The sequence below is a fragment of the Streptomyces sp. NPDC058157 genome (genome assembly GCF_042884105.1).
In the GTDB taxonomy this organism is placed as follows: domain Bacteria; phylum Actinomycetota; class Actinomycetes; order Streptomycetales; family Streptomycetaceae; genus Streptomyces.
Genome location: NZ_JBHVUQ010000157.1, coordinates 1 through 17,444, shown reverse-complemented (window position 1 = coordinate 17,444; position 17,444 = coordinate 1). Strand labels below are relative to the sequence as shown.

Below are 17,444 nucleotides of genomic sequence, written 5' to 3'. Positions count from 1 at the left end.
GGTGCGCGGCACGTGCTGGGTGACGCAGTGGACCCCGCCGCCGCCCCAGGCGAGGATCCGGGCCGGGGTGCCGACGACCTCCCGGCCGGGGAAGAGGGGGCGGAGCCGGTCGAGGGCCGCGGTGTCGGCGGCCGCCTCCCCGGACAGGGGGACGATCACCTGGCCGGCGGTCTGGTAGTAGTTGGTGTAGCTGAAGGTCTCCACCAGCAGGCCGTTCTGGCGGAAGTGCGGCTGCTGTTCCATCTCCACGAGGTCGAAGGGGCGTCCGCAGGCGTCGGTGGCGGCTTGCAGGACGGCCTTGTTGGCGGCCATCCGGGCGTGGTTGGGGCTGGCGGTGTCGGGCTGGGTGTGCAGCAGGATCCGGGCGGGGCCGAGGTAGGCGGCGACGAGGTCGACGTGCCCGTTGGTGATGGTGTCGCCGGCGAGTCCGTAGGGGAGCCAGATCAGCTTGGTGGCCCCGTAGGCGGCGAGCAGGGTGGCTTCGATCTGCGCCCGGGCCATCGTGGGGTTGCGGTTGGGGTTGAGCAGGCATTCCTCCGTGGTGACGAGGGTGCCCTGGCCGTCGGTGATGACGGAGCCGCCCTCCAGGACCATGGGGACGTCGCGGCGCTCCACGCCGAGTTGTGCGCAGACGCCGACCGGCAGGAGGTCGTCCTTGTCGTAGGGGTACTTGCCGCCCCAGCCGTTGAAGGCGAAGTCGAGTCCGATGCGGCGGGACCTGGCCGCGTTGAGGGCGAAGATCGGGCCGGTGTCGCGGGTCCAGCAGTCGTTGACGGGGTATTCGACGACGGTGACGGTGGGTCCGCACCGGTCGCGGGCCTCGTCGGTGCGTCCGGGCCCGGCGAACATCAGGACCGGCTCGGTGCGGGCGACGGCGCGTGCGATGCCGGCGATCTCGGCCTGGACGTCGGGCAGCAGGGAGCCCCAGCCGTCGGTGCGGTCCCAGGGCCAGGACATGACGCAACAGGAGTGGTCCTCCCACTCGGCGGGCGCCGTGTACTTCTCCGCCGGGGCGGTGGCCGGGTCGGCGGCGGCCAGGGCGCGGCCGCCGAGCAGGGTGGCGGCGGTGGCGGTGAGCGCGGCGGCTCCGAAGCCCCTGCGGGACATCGGCGAGCGCGAGTATGGCAGGTTCATGACATACCTCCGGGAGGGTGGGCGGGGTGGTGCGGTGTGCGGTCCGGGGGCCGGCGCGGCGGGCGCGCGGCCCCCGGAGGGGTGGTCAGGAGGGCCCGGCCGCCGGTTCGGCGGAGCGGTCCGCGCCGGCGGGCGCCGCCTGCGGCTCCAGGGCGCGGAGCTTCTCCTGGGGGCGCCGGACCAGCAGGTAGAGCAGGCCGGCCGTGAGGACCACGCCGGTGCCCAGCAGTCCGGCCCAGATCTGGTACCAGGGGGCGCCGGGCGGGGCCAGGACGGCCCGCGGCCAGCAGACGTTGGCCACCTCGAAGGCCGTCCAGAGCACCGCGAGCACGTTCAGGAAGGTGCCCTTGCGGCCCAGCCGGATGTGCCCGGACGGCACCCAGGTGCCGCGCAGCCGGGCGATGAGCGCGGCCAGCGAGACCAGGAAGAACGGCAGGAAGGTGGCGGCCGTGCCGAAGGCGATCAGGCTGCCGATGGCGGTGGCGTTCAGGCCCAGGAGCAGGGCGGAGCAGCTGACGGCGGTGGAGGCCACGAGTCCGCCGATGGGCGCCTTTCGCCGGTTGACCCGGCGGACCCGCTCGGAGAAGGGGAAGACGCCGTCACGGGCGAGGGAGTAGACGCCCCGGGCCGCACCGCCCTGGGAGGCCATGGCGCAGGCGAGGAAGCCGACGAGCACGACGAGGACGAAGGGCTTGTCGGACCAGGAGCCGAAGGAGGTGACCACGGCGGTGGTCACCGGGTCGAGGTCCCGGCCGGCCACGACGGCCGCCGGGTCGGGGTGGGCCAGGGCCACCGCCATGGCGTTGAGGATCACCACGGTGCCGACGCTCAGCAGGGCCCACCACATGGCGCGCGGCACCTGCCGCCCGGCGTCCTTGGTCTCCTCGGCCGTCGAGACGCAGGCGTCGAAGCCGATGAAGCCCCAGCCCGCGACGGCGAGGACGGCGAGGAAGGCCGCGACCGTGGAGCCGCCCGACAGCTGCTCGGCGCCGAGGGTCTCGGTGAAGAGGGAGAAGCCGTGCTTGCGGAAGAACAGCAGCAGGCTGAAGCCGACCAGCACCGAGGCCACGGCTTCGGCGGCGATGCCCAGGGAGACGAAGAGGCTGAGGATCCTGATGCCGAAGGCGTTGACCAGCATGCAGCCCAGCAGGATGGCGGCGGACACCGCGACCATCGCCGCGGGCGTGGGCGTGACCCCGGCGAGGGCGAAGACCCAGGGGGCGGCCAGGTAGGCGACGGTGGTGTTGCCGAACATGACGGCGAACTGCCACACCCAGCCGCTCATCCAGCCGAACGAGGGCCCGAGCAGCCGGCGCCCCCACTGGTAGGGGCCGCCGGCGAGCGGCCACTGGGAGGCCAGCTCGGAGTAGACGTTGACCACCAGGCACTGGCCGAGCAGGACGACCGGCAGCGCCCACACCCAGGCCGGTCCGGCGATGGTCGTGCCGACCATCGAGACGGCGTAGAGGGCGACCACGGGCGAGACCACGGCGAAGCCCATGGCGATGTTCCCCAGGACGCCGAGACTGCGGCGCAGCTCCTGCTCGTAGCCGAGGGCGCTCAGCCGGGCGGCGTCGCCGTCCTGCGGGGTGGCGGTGGCGGGTCTGCCGCCGGTGGAGGGTTCTGGCACGTGACACCTCGGAGGGCAGGGGGAGCCGCCCGGGAACCCCGGCGCGCTCCCCGAACTTAAATCTAACCTTGTTAGGTAACGGGGTTGCCGGGACGTTAACCCGCCCTCGGCCTCTTGGGAAGACCTGCCGACGGGTAACCTGGCGCCGGAAGAGGGGGAGTGCCGCCGTGGGCCGACCGAGCCAGCCGCTGCTGAGCCGCGCGATCATCGCGCGCGCCGCACTGGAACTGCTCAACGAGGAGGGCCCGGACGCCCTCAAGATGCGGTCGCTGGCCGGCCGGCTCGGGGTGCGGGGGGCTTCGCTCTACCACCATGTCGCGTCGAAGGAGGACCTGCTCGACGCGGCCTCGGAGCTGCTCAACGAGGAGATCGACCTCGGCCCGCTCCAGGATCCCGACTGGCGCCGGGGAACCGCCGAGTACGCCCGTGGCTACCGCCGGGTGTACCTGCGGCATCCGCACATGATCGCCCTGGCCGCCCGCCGCCGGGTCGAGGCCGACAGCGCCCTGACCGGCTACGACGCGCTCCTGCGGACCCTGGTCCGGGCGGGCTGCACCGCGGCGGAGGCGGCCGAGGCCGCGGCGGCCCTGGACTACCTGGTCCTCGGCTCCGCCCTGGAGACCTTCACGGCGGGCTTCACCCGCGCCCCGGCCGACTACCGCCCCGGATACCCCGCCCTCGCCGACTCCCTCGAAGCGAGCGGCTCCGGCCCCGGCGGCCTGGACGGCCTGGACGACCGCGGCTTCGAACTGGGCCTGCGCCTCGTCCTGGACGGCCTGGCCGCACGACTGCCGGACGCGGGCTGACGGGGCGGGGCGCGGGACGGAGCCGGGCGCGGGACGGGCCGGACGGATCCGCCGGGCTCAGGCGGGCCGGACCGTGCGGGGGCCCGCGCAGGTGACGCCGTACGCGGCGACCCGCTCGCGCAGCGCGCGGTCCGCGGTGACCACCGTGCAGGGCCGGTCGGCGTGGGCCGCGGCGAGTTCCACGATGAGGTCGTCCCCGCTGCCGGGCGCGGACTCGACGCGCACACCGGGCACGGACCCGACCCCCCGGGCGGCTCCCTCGACGACGAGGATGACCTCCTCACCGGCGTCCCGCGCCGCGAGCCGGTCCCGCAGCCGCTCGGCGGCCGCCTTCCGGTCGCGCCACCACCCGTCGGGCACGGACCCGACGACGTTCGCGGCGTCGACGATCAGCACCGGCACCTCTTGCTCGCTCACGGTCGGTGATTCTGCCACGCCCCCGTCCCGGGACCGGCGGTCCCGCCGCCGACTGGTACCGACGGCCCCCGGCACGGTACGAAGTCCCCTGTGAACCATCAGACCCACAGCGCGACCGTCCGCGTGTTCATCGCCCTCGCCCCGCCCGACGACGCGAAGGAGGAGCTGGAGCGGGAGCTGCTGCCCGCCTACGAGGCGTACCCGCGCATGCGGTGGAACCGGATCGAGGACTGGCACATCACCCTGGCCTTCCTCGGCGAGCTCCCGGCCGCGTCCGTCCCCCGCCTGCACGGGCCCCTCGCGGACCTCGCCGCGATACGCCGGCCCCTGCGGCTGGGACTGCGCGGGGGCGGGCACTTCGACGAGCGGGTGCTGTGGACCGGGATCGACGGGGACCTGGCGGGGCTGCACCTGCTGGCCGACGAGGTCCGCTCCCTCGTCACGGAGTGCGGCATCCCCTACGAGGGCCGGCCGCTGCGCCCCCACCTGACGCTGGCCCGCGCCCGCCGCGGCGACACCGCCAGCGTCCCGGAGGCCGCCGCCGGGCTCACCGGCTTCGCCGGCCGCCCCTGGCACACCGCGCGCCTGCACCTGGTGGGCAGCAACACCGGGCGCGGCCCGGGCCCGATCCACTACCGCGACATCGAGTCCTGGGCCTTCGACGGCGGCGACCGACAGGGACCGGGCGGCCGCCGCGGACACAGTTGTGCGATCCACGGGGCGCCGTGATGCCGACCGAGGCGGCGGCCCGGCTCGCGGCGGGCGCGGCCCGGTGCGAGCAGCGCGGTCTCCCGGAGGCGGCGCGCGTCCTGGAGGGCATCCGCCGGGACATCACCTCCGGCCGTCAGGAGGGCTGACCGCCCGCCGGGGCGCGCGCGGGCCGCGCAGCGGCAGGGTCCGGCTGAAGACCAGGTTCGTCGTGGTGCTGCCGAACACGGCCAGCGCGTCGACGATCTCCTCGAGGTGCCCCATCGAGGTGGCGGCGACCCGCAGGACGTAGCAGTCGTCGCCGGTGGTGCGCAGGCACTCCAGGATCTCCGGCCGCTCCGCCAGCAGCCGGTGCAGCGGTTCGTGCCGGGTGCCGGGGTACTTCAGCCGGACCACGGCGAGAACGGCGTGCCCGGTGCGCTCCAGGTCCACCTCCGCCCGGTACCCGGTGATCACCCCGAGGGATTCCAGGCGCCGGACCCGTTCCGTGGTCGCCGACGCGCTCAGGCTGACGCGCCGCGCCAGTTCGGTGAAGGGGATCCGGCCGTCGCGCTGGACCTCCTCCAGGATCGCCCAGTCCGTCGGATCGAGACTCTCGGTCATCGGCACAGATTACCGGCCGATCCACGGCCGAACGGCCCCCGGACCGGCAGGAATCCCTTCTGGGAGCCGGTCCCGGCTGGCTAGGCTCGGCGGCGTGAAGATCGGAGTCAACGTCCTCAATTTCGGCCCGGGCACCGACCCGGGCGTCCTGCGCGCATGGGCCCACACGGTGGAGGGCCTGGGTTTCGACCTGTTGATGGTCTCGGACCACGTCGCGATCACCCCCGATGTCGCCGAACGCTATCCGGCGCCCTTCTACGAGCCGTTCACCACCCTGTCGTGGCTGGCCGGGATCACCACCCGGGTGCGGCTCGGCACGACCGTCCTGATCGCCCCGTACCGGCACCCGCTGCTGACCGCCCGGATGGCGGCCAACCTGGACGCGCTCAGCGGCGGGCGGCTGGTCCTCGGGGTGGGGGTGGGCTGGGCGCGGCAGGAGTTCGCCGCGCTGGGGGTCCCGTTCGAACGCCGCGGCCGGATCACCGACGAGCACCTGCGGGAGATCCGGGCGGCCTGGACGGACACCGCCTCCTACGGCCACGGCGCCGTTCCGGTGTGGGTGGGCGGCAACAGCGCGGCGGGCATGCGCCGGGCCGTGCGGTTCGGGGACGCCTGGCACCCGCTGCGCGTCACCGTTCCGTGGCTCACCGAGGCCGTGGGGCGGCTGGAGGAGTACGCGGGCGAGGAGGGCCTCCCGGTGCCGGCGCTGGCCCCCCGGATCGCCCTGAAGCTCACCCGTACACCGATCACGGGACCCGAGCGCCTCGCCGGCGAGGGGACGCTCGACCAGGTGCTGGACGACCTGGCCCGACTGCGGCACCTGGGCGCCGAGTCCGTGGTCCTCGACCCCTACGGCGGCGACCCCGCCGAAACGCGCCGCCCGCAGGCGGCCTGGCAGGCGCTGGCCGCCGTGGCCGCGCACCTCGACCCCCGCCCCTCCCCCGTGACGGAGCAGCCGTGACCCTCACCCCCGACGACCACGCCCTCCTGCGCCGGGCGGTCGCCCTCGCGGCCGAGGCCCGCGAGGCCGGAGACCCGCCGTTCGGGTCGCTGCTGGCGGGACCCGGCGGGACGGTGCTGGCGGAGGAGCGCAACACCACCCTCACCGGCCGGGACATCACCGCGCACCCCGAGCTGAAGCTGGCCCGGTGGGCGGCGCGGGAGCTGGACGCGGACACGGCGGCCCGCACCACCCTGTACACCAGTTGCGAGCCCTGTTCGATGTGCGGACCGGTCATCCGGCTGGCAGGGCTGGGGCGGGTGGTGTTCGCGCTCTCCGGCGAGCAGCTCCTGGAGATCAGGCCCGCTTCCGGCCGCCCGCCCGTGCCGCAGGAGGGGCCGGCGCTGGCGCAGGAGGTACGGGCGGTCGTGGAGCCGTACTACCGCCCGGCCCCCGGCGACCGCGCCCGGGCTACGGCGCGTTCGTGAACGACCTGCGGTAGGAGCGGGGCGGGATCCCCCGGCGGCGGACGAACTGTTCGCGCAGGACGGCCGCGCTGCCGTAGCCGACGCGCCGGGCGATCTCCTCGACGGGCAGGTCGGTGGTCTCCAGGAGCTCCTCGGCGCCGCTCAACCGCAGACCGCGCAGCCAGGCGTGCGGGGTGGTGCCGGTCGCGGCGGTGAACCGGCGGGCGAAGGAGCGCTTGCTCATCAGCGCGCGCCGGGCCAACTCCTCGACGGGGAGCGGTTCGTGGAGGTTGGCGCGGGCCCAGGCGAGGACCTCGGAGAGCCGTTCGTCCTGGCAGTTTTCCGGTACGGGCGCGGCCAGGTACTGGGCCTGGCCGCCGTCGCGGTGGGAGGGCAGCACCATGTCCCGCGCGACGGCGTTGGCCGTGGCGGCGCCGTGCTCCCGGCGGATCAGGTGCACGCAGAGGTCGAATCCGGCGGCGGCTCCGGCGCCGGTGGCGATGGCGCCCTCGTCGATGTACAGGGAGTCGGGTTCGACGGTGACCTCGGGGTGGCGCTCGGCGAGCAGGCCGGTGAACCGCCAGTGGGTGGTGGCCCGTCGGCCGTCGAGGAGTCCGGCGGCGGCGAGGGCGAAGGTGCCGACGCAGTGGGCGGCGACCAGTGCGCCGCGCCGGTGCGCGGCGCGCAGGGCTTCGAGGACGGGCTCGGCGGGCGGCGTCCGGAATCCGGTCCAGGGCAGGGCGATGACGAGGTCCGCCTCCGCGAGCCGGTCGAGGCCGTGCGTGAGGGAGAGGGGCACCCCGAGATCGGTGGGCACGGCGCCGGGCCGGTCGGAGCAGAGGGCGAAGTCGAACGGGGGCATGCCCTGCCCCCTCGGTCCGAACACCTCGGTGACGATGCCGACGGCGAGCATGCCGACGCCGGGCGGGGCGTAGGCGGCGACGGTGAGGAAGGGCTGCTGCACGGAGGCAGTCTGCCAGGCGTGGCACGAATCCTGCGATCGGTGTCGTCCATGCCACTCGTGGCGCCCCCGGCCCGGCGAAAAGAATGGGGTCATGACCGAGGCACTGATCGAAGCGAAGAACGAAGCCCCCCACGCCGCGCGGACCGCCGCACGGGCCGGCGCGCTGACCGGCGCGCGGACCGGCGCACCGGCCGACGCGCCGGCCGGCCGCAGCGCCGTCTACGCGGTCCTGAACACCGGTTACGTCGGCTCCACCGGCCCCGGCGTGGCCGCCACCGTCTCCTACGTCGGCGACGGCGACCGGCACGTGATCTTCGACCCGGGCATGGTGGCGAGCCCGGGCCACATCCTGGATCCGCTGGCCGAACTGGGCCTCGGCGCCGACGACATCACCGATGTGGTGCTGAGCCACCACCACCCGGACAACAGCCTGAACGCGGGCCTGTTCCCCCGGGCCAGGATCCACGACCACAAGGCGGAGTACCTCGGCCACAAGTGGACGGCCCGCGACGCCGAGGGCTACGAACTCACCCCCTCGCTGCGCCTGATCCACACCCCGGGCCACAGCCTGGAGGACATCACCCTGCTGGCGGGCACGGCTTCCGGGGTGGTGGCCTTCGCCGGCGACCTGTGGTGGCACGCCGAGGGCCCGGCGGACGACCCGGTCGCCCCGGACCGCGAGGCGCTGCGCGCCGCCCGTCTGCGCGTGCTGGCCGCGGCGGACCTGATCGTCCCGGGCCACGGCGCCCCGTTCGAGCCGGGCGACGGCGTCCCGCTGTAGGCCGTGGCGCGGGCCGGCCGGCGACGCCCGGTCGGCCGTGTGTCGGTCGCGGGGCGCGGGGGCGGGGTGCGGCACGGTGGGCTGCGGTGGGCGGCCGTCCGGGTCGGCGGCCCCGGGCGTAGGCGGGAGAGGTCCCATGACCGACCACGGCGGCTTCCCCAGCAGTCGGCGCACCCTGCTGCTGGCGGCCGGATCGGTCTCCGTCGCCGCGCTCGCCGGGTGCGCCCGGCCGGCCGCCGCTCCGGCGGCGGGGACGGCGCCCGGGTGCGTACTGGCCGTCACGGCGGGGGCGGGGCCGAACTACTCGGGGCCGGGCCGGGCCCGTTCGGACGTCACGGACGGGCGTGCGGGCGTGCCGCTGCGGCTGGAGCTGACGGTGGTGCGGGCCTCGGCGGGGTGCCGTCCGCTCGCGGGGGCCGCGGTGGACATCTGGCAGGCGGATGCGGCCGGGGTCTACTCGGAGGGCCGGGAGGGCTTCCTGCGCGGGGTCCAGACGACCGATGCCGCCGGCCGGTGCGTGTTCCGCACGATCGTGCCCGGCTGGTACGCGGGCCTGGCCCCGCACATCCACTTCAAGGTGCGGCCCGACGCGCGCACCGAGACGACCTCGCAGTTCTTCCTCCCCGAGGAGTTCCTGCGGACGGTCTACGCCCGCCAGCCGTACGCCCGCCGCAAGGCGCCGCACAGTCCCAACGCGCACGACGACCGCTTCCGGGCGGCGGGCGGGACCATGACGCTGGCGCCGGTGGCCGAGGGCGGCGGGTACCGGGCCGCCTACACCGTCGGCATCGCCTGAACGGCACGGGGGCCGGGGCGAAGACGCCCGCCGGCAGCCGGCAGCCCGGCCCGCCGAGGGCGTGCGCGCCCGGGCAGGACGGTCCGGCCCTCGGCGGAGACGGCCGGGCCGAGGGGGGCGGGACGCCTTTTCGGCGGCGGGCCGGGGCCTGCGGTGCGACAGGAGCGCCGCTGTCGGCCACCTGGCCCCCACCCCACCGCTCTTGAAGTTTCAACCTTACTGTGGCGCAGGCGAGTTGGCCGGAACCCGAGATGACCGCACCGGTCCGCGCATGTCATGATCAACCCTCACGTTACTTCTCGGTAACGCATTCAATTCCCCCCATTTACCGAATGGTTCTCCCTACGTGCGCACGTTCGCCCAACGCCTCCTGCTCCCCGGCCTGACCACGCTGGCGCTCACCACCGCCGGCTGCGCCTCCCCGGCGCACACCGGTTCCGCCGGCCCGGGGACCACGCCCGGCGCCCCGGCCGCAGGCGGCCCCCAGCAGCTCGAAGTGGCCGCCGCGCCCCAGGGTTCGGCCGACCCGACACCGCTGGCCCGTACCGCGACCGGCGAGGGCCGGCCGGAGAAGTCCGCGCTGCGGGTCGCCTCCTACGACAAGGACAGCCGACGGGCCGTCATAGCCGAGGCCGCGGCCCCGGCCCCGGCCCCCAAGCCTTCCAAGGGCGGCCAGAACTCCCCCGCCGACGGCTCCCCGGCCCCCGCCAAGCCGGTGGCCGTCGGCGACGTCATCGCCAGTGCCCCGGCGCCCGGCGCCCCCGACGGGCTCCTCGCCAAGGTCACCGAGGTCGTCGGGAAGACCGACCGCGGCACCGAGGTGAAGACCGCCCCGACCACGCTGTCCGCCGCCCTCGGCGAGGCCAAGGCCGACGGCAAGGTCAAGGTCGACCCGTCCGCCATGGTCGTCGAACCCCTGATGAAGGGGGTCACCTTCTCCTGGGCCAAGGGCGACGGCGCCCGCTTCGGCACCGAGGGCGGCAAGCTGCCCCTGGGCAACCTCCGGCTCGACGTGAACGCCGCCGTCGACACCGCCAAGGACGCCCCCGCCTCGGCTGGCGCCTCGGTGTCCGGCTACGTCCAGCTCGCCCCGCAGGTGGAGTTCTCGTACACCGGGACGAAGATCGGCTCCGCCCCGAGCGCGGCCTTCCTCGGCATGAGCGGCGACTGGTCCTCGCAGTGGGCCCTCAAGGGCCGCGCGGCGGCGAGCACCGGCGCGCCGAAGCGCATCCCGTTCGCCAAGCTGCACAGCGCCCCGGTCATCCAGGTGGGCCCGGTCCCCGTCGTGGTCAACCTCGACCTGACGGCGTACATCCAGGTGGAGGCCGACGGCCAGGTCACCCTCGACGTGCAGCAGGACGTCCAGGGCGACTTCCGCGTCGGCGGCAGCTACGCCACGGGCAAGGGCTGGACCCCGGTCAGCACCTCGGCCGTCCACAGCACCCCGGTGCGGGCCACCGTCGCCGCCTCGGGCCGGGTCAAGGCCGCCCTGGGCGCCGAGGCCTCCGTCGGCCTGTACGGCGCCGTCGGCGTCGGCGCGGACTTCGCCCCCTACCTGCGCGGCGAGGCGGACGCGAAGGCGTCCGCGTCCACGGACGGCAAGACCTCGGCGAGCGGCGCGTGGGCCCTGTACGGAGGCATCGACCTCAACGGCCAACTCCACCTCCAGCTCTCCCTGTTCGGCACCCCCGCCCTGGAACGCCGCATCCCCCTGGGCACCCTCCACCGCGAATGGCCCCTCACCAGCGGCGGCACCGGCCACTGACACCGGCCGCCCCACGGGCGGCACCTCACGCCGAAACCCCTTGGACCCCGTGCCGGGCAGCCCGCAGAATCACCGCTCATGGGAAGTGACATCCACGGGTTCCTCGAATGCGCGGACGACCTGGGCGACGAGCCCTGGTCGGCCGCCGTCGACCTGGAACTGCTGTACCGGGGCCGGAACTACGACGCGTTCGGCTGCCTCTTCGGCATACGCAACCACGCCCGGTTCCGGCCCCTGGCGGCGGACCGGGGACTGCCGCCGGACGCCTCCCCCGCCGTATGCGCGGCGTTCGCGGACTGGGGGCGCGACGCGCACGGTGCCACGTGGGTCGACTGGGCGGAGCTCCGCCGGGTCGACTGGTCGGAGCCCGCGGCGGGGGTGGACTCCCGCATCCACGAGTACCGCCGGGTCGGCGACGTGTGGGTGATGACCGGCAAAGCCGGCTGGAGCCGGCGGGTGGCCGACGCGATCGCGGCGGCCACCGGCGGCGAGCCGGGCGGGGCCTTCCCGTACCGGGAGCACGACTGGCCCGAGGGAACGGAGTGGAGCGACGGCGAGGACCGTCTCTACCGGGTCGGGCGGCTGACCCGGCGTGAGGCCGTCCCGGAGGGCGGGGAGTGGGCGCCGGTGTGGGCCGTGATGGAGGCCCTCGCCTCCGTGCACGGCGAGGGGAACGTCAGACTCGTCGTCTGGTTCGACGGCTGACCCGCCCGTCGCTTGACCAACGGGGGCTACGTGCCGGTAACTTGAGGGCCGTCCTGAGGTTCGACGGAAGGGGAGGCCGTGGCCGACCACGACCTGGCCGGGTTCGCCAAGAGCACGTTCACCCATGACGGCGTCACCCGCAGGGTGCTGCGGCGGGGTACCGGTCCGGCGGTGGTCGTCATCGCCGAGATCCCCGGGATCACCCCCAAGGTGCTCGAGTTCGCCGCACGCGTGGCGGACGTCGGCTGTACGGCCGTGCTCCCGGTGCTGTTCGGGACGCCCGGGCGGGACGCCAGCCCGTCGACCGCGGGCTGGACCGGTGCCGCCCGGGCCCTGGGTTCGGCCATGGGGCAGGTGTGCGTGAGCCGGGAGTTCACGGTGCTGGCCACGGGGCGCAGTTCGCGCGTGGTGGGCTGGCTGCGCGCGCTCGCCGCCGCCGAGCACGAGCGCTGCGGCGGTCCCGGGGTCGGGGCGGTCGGCATGTGTCTGACCGGCGGTTTCGCGCTCGCCATGGCCACCGACGAGCGGATGCTCGCCCCCGTGCTGTCCCAGCCGTCCCTCCCGCTGCCGTGGACCCCGGGCCGGGCCGGCTCGATCGACATCAGCCCGCGGGACCTGGCCGTCGTCCGCGGGCGCTGCGAGCGCGAGGGGCTCCAGGTGCTGGGGCTGCGGTTCAAGAGCGACCGGCTGGTGCCCGGGGAGCGGTTCGCGTTCCTGCGCCGTGCGCTCGGCGACGCGTTCGTGGCCGTGGAGCTGGAGGACGACGCGGCCAACCCGGAGAGCCCGCTGCCCCCGCACTCCGTCCTCACGGAGCACCTCGTCGACGAGCCCGGGCAGCCGACCCGGCAGGCGCTGGACACCGTACTGGACCTGTTCCGCGAGAAGCTCCTCGGGGAGGGGTCCGGGAAGGGGTCCGGGGACGGAGACGCGGCCGGCGCCGTCGTGTGAGGTCAGTAGACCAGCTTGTAGGTGACGTCCTTGCGCACCGGCTCCGGCGCGGTGTCCGTGTACAGCAGCCGGATCACGGTGAAGCGCTGGACGCCGGGGTGCGTGGGCCAGGGCCGGGGCGCACTCAGGGTGACCTGCACCGGGTAGGGGCGGAAACGGCCCGCCGCGCAGTACGGGCGGCAGTCGTTCACCATGTCGGTGCCGGTCGCCGTCGCCGTGCTCGCGCCCCAGGTCTCCCAGCGCAGCCCGACGAGGCGGTTGTTGCCGTCACCGCAGGCCAGGATGTACTCCTCGGGCTGCACCTGGGCAGCGGAGAAGCAGTCCACGACCACCACCGGATACGGGTCCGCCGGTGCGGGGGCCTGCGCCGCCGCGGGTGCGGACACCGCCGCCAGGGCGGCCGCCGCGCACAGCAGCCCGGCCCTGCGTCCCCTCGGCCGGGCCGGGCGGGCGCGCCGCCCGGCTCCTGATGCGTCCACGAGCCCCTCCTCGCCTGTCGGCTCCGGCACACGTCCAGCTTTGCCCATCCGGGCGGCCCGCGCACCCGCTGGGCGCGGGCTGGTCGCTCCACGCCGCCGGCGTCACTGCCGGCAGCGCCCGAAGGTCACCACGTACGTGCCGGCCCCGCTCGCCCCGGCTCCGGCCCGGTCGGCCGATCCCGCCTGGGCCCAGCTGCCGTACTCGCTCAGCGAGCCGTCCAGGATGATCTTGCGGTGGCCCGGGCTGTTCATCCACCACGTGACGGCGGCCTTCGGGGTGCCCGACGCGCCCCAGCCGGTGTACGCGATCTCGGCGACCGCCCAGGACCGGGGGTTCGGGCAGTAGCCGGCCGCCTTGATCCGGCTCTGCGGGGTGGAGCCGGTCTGCGGGTCGGTGTGCGCGTCCTGCCCCGGCCCCCACCACTTCAGCTGCACGGCCGCGGCGGTGTGCTGCTGGGCCGCCGCCGTCAGGGACGGGTTGCTCGTCAAGGGCTGGAGCCCGCGCTGCGTGCGCTCGGCGTTGACGAGGCACGCGACGGCGAGCCGCGCCGCGTCGGCGCCGCCGCCCGGGGAACGGGCGGACGCGGCGGGATCGCAGTACGCGGCCGAAGCGGGCGCGGCCGTCGCCGGTACGAGGGTGAGGGCGAGGCATCCGGCGGTCGCCAGACTCAGGGCGATCCGGGCCGGTGAAGCGGGTCTTCTTCTCACGGGGTCCCACCTCCCGTCCCAGCCTGCCACCGGGCCCCGCTGATCGCCACGCGGCTGTCCCGCCGGGGCGGGCCTGCCGGGCCACAGGGGTGAAGACGTATCCATCATGACAGGTCAGAGGCGGTTTTCGTAGGACTCAAAGCACAGCCCTTTGCCCTTGTTCGGGGGTGTGTGCGGCTTTCAGAATCTCCCTCATGAATCCCACGCCGCACATCAATCACGACGCCGTCCTGCGGGCCCGGGTGGCCCTCCTCGGATCCGGAACCCTCCCCCCGCGGCAGCAGGTCGCCGCCTACCGGGTGCTGGTGGACGTGAGCCCGCAGGCCTATCTCCCCCGGCTGGCCGAGGCGTTGTACGACTACAGCCGCAGCGACTTCGCCGACCGGCCCCTCACGGCCCTGGCCCTGCGGGCCGAGGCGGTGGCGGCCGCCCGCCGGATGCACGCGCTGGAGCACGGGCGGGAGCGCCTGCTGGCCACGGCGCTGGTGCGCTACCGGGAGCAGCTGGAGCTGATGGACCGCGAGGACGAACTCGCGGCCGTGGACGCGGAGATCGTCCGCCTCGGCGGCCCCGGCCGCTGACCGGGGCGCCCGCGCCCGGGGATGCGCGGTTTTCTTAGCGGAACGTTAGATCTGGGTGACGGGCCTTGTCCGGGTGCGGTGGCGGATCCAGTCTGGGCACTCCCCCGCATCCGGGGTTCCACCCCTCCCCATCAGGGACTTCCCCTCTGGAGCCGCCATGTCCCCGTCCGCCGTCACGCTCGGTCCGCCGCCCGCGGAGGAGCGCCGCAGGCGCCGCCTCGCGCTCGTCGGCGGGTCCCTGGGGAACCTGGTGGAGTGGTACGACTGGTTCGTCTACGCCAGCTTCGCCATCTACTTCGCCGACTCCTTCTTCCCCGGCGACAACCCGACCACGCAGCTGATGAACACGGCCGGCATCTTCGCGGTCGGTTTCCTGATGCGTCCCGTCGGCGGATGGATCCTGGGGCGGGCCGCCGACCGGCACGGGCGCAAGAGCGCTCTCACGCTGACCGTCACCATGATGTCGGTGGCCGCCCTGCTGATCGCCGTCGCCCCGACCTACGGCCAGGCCGGCTACTTCGGTGCCGTCGTGCTGCTGCTGGCCCGGCTGCTCCAGGGTCTGAGCATCGGCGGGGAGTACGCGGCCAGCGCCACCTACCTGACGGAGGCCTCGGCGCGGAACCGGCGCGGGCTGGGGTCCTCGTTCCAGTACGTGTCCATGACGTGCGGCCAGCTCCTCGGCCTGGGGATCCTGATCACGATGCAGCACACCCTGACCAAGGAGCAGCTGGGCAGCTGGGGCTGGCGGATCCCGTTCGTCGTCGGGGCGGTGTTCGCGGTCGTGGTGTTCTGGCTGCGGCGCCGGCTGCAGGAGACCGAGGCGTTCACGCAGGACGGCGGCGCGCACGACGACAGTGCGCGCGGCTCCCTCAAGGCCCTGTGGGAACACCGGCGGCAGGCCGGGCTGGTGATGGCGCTCACCCTCGGCGGCACCGTCGCCTATTACACGTACACCACCTACCTCACCAAGTACCTGGTCGGCAGCGCGGGCATGGCCAAGAACACGGCCACGCTGGTGAGTTTCACCGCCCTCGCCCTCTTCGCGGTGCTCCAGCCCTTCGCCGGGATGCTCTCCGACCGGATCGGCCGCCGGCCCCTGCTGATCACCTTCGCGGTGGGCTGCACGGTCGGCACCTACCCGATCATGACGGCGCTCGGTTCGGCGTCCTCGTACTGGTCCGCGCTCGGTCTGTCGCTGCTGGCCCTGGTGATCGTCACCGGCTACACCTCCATCAACGCGGCGGTCAAGGCCGAGCTGTTCCCCACCCGGGTGCGGGCGCTGGGCGTGGCGCTGCCGTACGCGATCGCCAACGCGCTGTTCGGCGGCACCGCCGAGTACGTGGCGCTGTGGTTCAAGAACGGCGGTCACGAGAAGATGTTCTTCTGGTACGTGTCCGGTTGCGCCCTCGTCTCGCTCGTGACGTACGTGCTGATGCCGGACACCCGTGGCGCGGCGCTCAGCCGCGCCGAGGAGGAGAAGCCGGCCGGGGCCGGGGCGGCGCCGGCCGGTGCGGGGGCGGCGCGGTAGGCTGCCGGCCGGTTCGGGGGTCCGGGACGCGGGGAGGTGGCGGTGCACGCGCTGCTGGTCGAGGACGACGACCGCATGGCCCGGGCCCTGGGCACCGCCCTCGCCCTGCGGGGGCACACCGTGCGCCGGGTCAGCCGGGCGCTGGACGCCCTGCGGTACGTCCACGAGGCCGGGTTCGTCCTGCTCGACCTCGGCCTGCCCGACCTCGACGGGCTGGAACTGCTGCGGCGGCTGCGGACCGTCTGTGACGCGCCGCTGATCGTGGTGACCGCGCGCTGCGAGGAGCGGGACGTGGTGCAGGGGCTGCGGGCGGGCGCCGACGACTACGTGGTCAAGCCCTTCCGGATGGCCGAGCTGATCGCCCGCATCGACACCGTGCGCCGCCGGACACGGGCCCAGGGGGAGCCGCCGGGCGGCGGTCCGGGCGGCGCCGGCGGCGGCCGGAGCGTGCGCACCGGGGACGTGGAGGTCGACCCGGCCGGCCGGACCGTCACCGTGGCCGGGAGCGAAGTCCGGCTGACCCGGCGGGAGTTCGACGTGCTGGCACTGCTGGCCGCCCGCCCGGACGAGGCGCACTCCCGGGAGGAGATCCTGGACCGGATCTGGGGCGACGCCTTCCTCGCCGCCTCCCGCTCCCTCGACGTGCACGTGGCGGGGATCCGCGCCAAGACGGGCCGTCCGGGCCTGGTGCGCACGGTGCGCGGGTTCGGCTACCGGCTCGGCGCGGATCCGGCCGTGCGCGGGGAGCGGGACGCGGACCGGTGAGGCGCAGGCTGCTCGTGGTGCTGATGGTGTTGATGGGGGTGGCCGCGCTGCTGCTCTGCGTGCCCCTGGCCGATGCCTACGCGCGCGGGCGGACCGAACACCTGCTGCTCCAGCGGCGTTCGGAGGCCGTCCGGTTCGCCGACCTCGCCGACCGGGCGGGCAGCGCGGCCGACCGGGCGGAGCTGTCCGCCGAGATCGGCCGGTACGCGCAGCTGTACGGGGCCTCGGTGACGGTGGTCGACGCGGCGGGGGCGACGGTGGCGCGGGCCGCCGGGGCGGGGCCGGCCGGGCGCACCCCGCCGGAGGCGGCGTCGGAGCCGCGGCGGCGGGCCCTCACCGGGCGGTCCACCGACCGGCTGCCGACGCTCCGCCCCTGGGGCCCGGACAGCGTGGTGCTGGCCGAGCCGGTGGGGCGGGACGAGCGGGTCAGCGGGGCGGTGCTGATGGCCGTGCCCACCGCCGCGGCCCGCCGGGACGTGACCCTGCGCTGGTCCCTGATCGCCGCCGGGGCGGTCGCCGCGTTCGCCGCCGCGGCCCTGGTCGCGGCGGGGATCACCCGCTGGCTGCTGCGCCCGCTCCTGGACCTGGACCGGGCGGTGGCGGGGCTGGCGGCCGGGAGCCTGCGGTCCCGGGCGGTCTCCGGCACCGGCCCGCCGGAACTGCGGCGGCTGCGGCTCCACTTCAACGGCATGGCGGAGGCCGTCGCCGACTCCCTGGGC

At 74.9% G+C, this 17,444-nt stretch carries 21 protein-coding genes; 14 read left to right on the top strand and 7 right to left on the bottom strand.

Annotated features, from left to right (window positions below):
* Positions 1-1,134 (bottom strand): agmatine/peptidylarginine deiminase (locus tag ACFVXK_RS29225; RefSeq protein ID WP_389617164.1); only part of this gene is annotated, 1,134 nt, incomplete at its 3' end.
* A gap of 85 nt (positions 1,135-1,219) precedes the next feature.
* Positions 1,220-2,764, bottom strand: coding sequence for an APC family permease (locus ACFVXK_RS29220; RefSeq protein ID WP_389617161.1), 1,545 nt, complete (start codon positions 2,762-2,764; stop codon positions 1,220-1,222).
* A 167-nt stretch (positions 2,765-2,931) separates the two neighbouring features.
* Here ACFVXK_RS29220 and ACFVXK_RS29215 point away from each other — a divergent pair, with 167 nt between their 5' ends.
* On the top strand, positions 2,932-3,570 hold the full coding sequence (locus ACFVXK_RS29215; RefSeq protein ID WP_389617158.1) for a TetR/AcrR family transcriptional regulator: 639 nt from the start codon (positions 2,932-2,934) through the stop codon (positions 3,568-3,570).
* Positions 3,571-3,627: 57 nt separating this feature from the next.
* Here the strand turns inward: ACFVXK_RS29215 and ACFVXK_RS29210 are convergent, their stop codons facing one another.
* Positions 3,628-3,987 (bottom strand): NTP pyrophosphohydrolase, encoded by a 360-nt coding sequence (locus tag ACFVXK_RS29210; protein WP_389617156.1) that lies wholly within the window; start codon positions 3,985-3,987, stop codon positions 3,628-3,630.
* Positions 3,988-4,077: 90 nt separating this feature from the next.
* On the opposite strand from ACFVXK_RS29210, the gene thpR reads away from it, so the two are divergent.
* Positions 4,078-4,716, top strand: a complete 639-nt coding sequence (gene thpR, locus ACFVXK_RS29205; RefSeq protein WP_389617153.1) for an RNA 2',3'-cyclic phosphodiesterase — start codon at positions 4,078-4,080, stop codon at positions 4,714-4,716.
* Positions 4,716-4,844: a hypothetical protein gene (locus tag ACFVXK_RS29200; RefSeq protein WP_389617150.1), complete on the top strand. Its 129-nt coding sequence runs from the start codon at positions 4,716-4,718 to the stop codon at positions 4,842-4,844. Before thpR ends, ACFVXK_RS29200 begins: the two co-directional genes overlap by 1 nt.
* Here the strand turns inward: ACFVXK_RS29200 and ACFVXK_RS29195 are convergent.
* Positions 4,819-5,298, bottom strand: coding sequence for an Lrp/AsnC family transcriptional regulator (locus ACFVXK_RS29195; RefSeq protein ID WP_389617147.1), 480 nt, complete (start codon positions 5,296-5,298; stop codon positions 4,819-4,821). The genes ACFVXK_RS29200 and ACFVXK_RS29195 overlap by 26 nt on opposite strands.
* A 94-nt stretch (positions 5,299-5,392) precedes the next feature.
* Between ACFVXK_RS29195 and ACFVXK_RS29190 the strand changes: the two genes are divergently transcribed.
* Together ACFVXK_RS29190 and ACFVXK_RS29185 are read left to right on the top strand one after the other, a co-directional pair.
* On the top strand, positions 5,393-6,259 hold the full coding sequence (locus ACFVXK_RS29190) for an LLM class flavin-dependent oxidoreductase (RefSeq protein ID WP_389617144.1): 867 nt from the start codon (positions 5,393-5,395) through the stop codon (positions 6,257-6,259).
* Complete coding sequence (locus tag ACFVXK_RS29185) at positions 6,256-6,726, top strand: nucleoside deaminase (protein WP_389617141.1); 471 nt, start codon at positions 6,256-6,258, stop codon at positions 6,724-6,726. The genes ACFVXK_RS29190 and ACFVXK_RS29185 overlap by 4 nt, the downstream gene beginning before the upstream one ends.
* Here ACFVXK_RS29185 and ACFVXK_RS29180 read toward each other — a convergent pair.
* On the bottom strand, positions 6,710-7,618 hold the full coding sequence (locus ACFVXK_RS29180) for a GlxA family transcriptional regulator (RefSeq protein WP_389617167.1): 909 nt from the start codon (positions 7,616-7,618) through the stop codon (positions 6,710-6,712). The genes ACFVXK_RS29185 and ACFVXK_RS29180 overlap by 17 nt on opposite strands.
* Before the next feature lie 142 nt (positions 7,619-7,760).
* On the opposite strand from ACFVXK_RS29180, the gene ACFVXK_RS29175 reads away from it, so the two are divergent.
* The 5 genes from ACFVXK_RS29175 (at position 7,761) to ACFVXK_RS29155 (ending at position 12,664) form a co-directional block, all read left to right on the top strand.
* Positions 7,761-8,450 carry an MBL fold metallo-hydrolase gene (locus ACFVXK_RS29175; protein WP_389617138.1) on the top strand — a complete coding sequence of 230 codons (690 nt, stop codon included), beginning with the start codon at positions 7,761-7,763 and terminating at the stop codon, positions 8,448-8,450.
* Between the two features lie 136 nt (positions 8,451-8,586).
* Positions 8,587-9,246 carry an intradiol ring-cleavage dioxygenase gene (locus tag ACFVXK_RS29170; protein ID WP_389617135.1) on the top strand — a complete coding sequence of 220 codons (660 nt, stop codon included), beginning with the start codon at positions 8,587-8,589 and terminating at the stop codon, positions 9,244-9,246.
* A 346-nt stretch (positions 9,247-9,592) separates the two neighbouring features.
* Complete coding sequence (locus ACFVXK_RS29165; RefSeq protein WP_389617132.1) at positions 9,593-11,011, top strand: hypothetical protein; 1,419 nt, start codon at positions 9,593-9,595, stop codon at positions 11,009-11,011.
* A 78-nt stretch (positions 11,012-11,089) separates the two neighbouring features.
* Positions 11,090-11,716 (top strand): hypothetical protein, encoded by a 627-nt coding sequence (locus ACFVXK_RS29160; RefSeq protein WP_389617129.1) that lies wholly within the window; start codon positions 11,090-11,092, stop codon positions 11,714-11,716.
* 78 nt (positions 11,717-11,794) lie between these two features.
* On the top strand, positions 11,795-12,664 hold the full coding sequence (locus ACFVXK_RS29155; RefSeq protein ID WP_389617127.1) for a dienelactone hydrolase family protein: 870 nt from the start codon (positions 11,795-11,797) through the stop codon (positions 12,662-12,664).
* Positions 12,665-12,666: 2 nt separating this feature from the next.
* On the opposite strand, the gene ACFVXK_RS29150 is transcribed toward ACFVXK_RS29155, so the two are convergent.
* Both ACFVXK_RS29150 and ACFVXK_RS29145 read right to left on the bottom strand, forming a co-directional pair.
* A complete protein-coding gene (locus tag ACFVXK_RS29150) occupies positions 12,667-13,143 on the bottom strand; it encodes a hypothetical protein (protein WP_389617124.1) in 477 nt (158 codons plus the stop codon).
* A gap of 102 nt (positions 13,144-13,245) precedes the next feature.
* Positions 13,246-13,851 (bottom strand): CAP domain-containing protein, encoded by a 606-nt coding sequence (locus tag ACFVXK_RS29145; RefSeq protein WP_389617121.1) that lies wholly within the window; start codon positions 13,849-13,851, stop codon positions 13,246-13,248.
* A gap of 194 nt (positions 13,852-14,045) precedes the next feature.
* Between ACFVXK_RS29145 and ACFVXK_RS29140 the strand changes: the two genes are divergently transcribed.
* The 4 genes from ACFVXK_RS29140 to ACFVXK_RS29125 all read left to right on the top strand — a co-directional run.
* The gene (locus ACFVXK_RS29140; protein ID WP_389617119.1) at positions 14,046-14,432 is read left to right on the top strand and encodes a hypothetical protein; all 387 of its coding nucleotides are present in this window, start codon (positions 14,046-14,048) and stop codon (positions 14,430-14,432) included.
* A gap of 157 nt (positions 14,433-14,589) precedes the next feature.
* Positions 14,590-15,960: an MFS transporter gene (locus tag ACFVXK_RS29135; RefSeq protein WP_389617117.1), complete on the top strand. Its 1,371-nt coding sequence runs from the start codon at positions 14,590-14,592 to the stop codon at positions 15,958-15,960.
* Between the two features lie 42 nt (positions 15,961-16,002).
* Complete coding sequence (locus ACFVXK_RS29130) at positions 16,003-16,725, top strand: response regulator transcription factor (protein WP_389617115.1); 723 nt, start codon at positions 16,003-16,005, stop codon at positions 16,723-16,725.
* Positions 16,722-17,444 (top strand): HAMP domain-containing protein (locus ACFVXK_RS29125; RefSeq protein ID WP_389617113.1); only part of this gene is annotated, 723 nt, incomplete at its 3' end. The genes ACFVXK_RS29130 and ACFVXK_RS29125, both read left to right, overlap by 4 nt.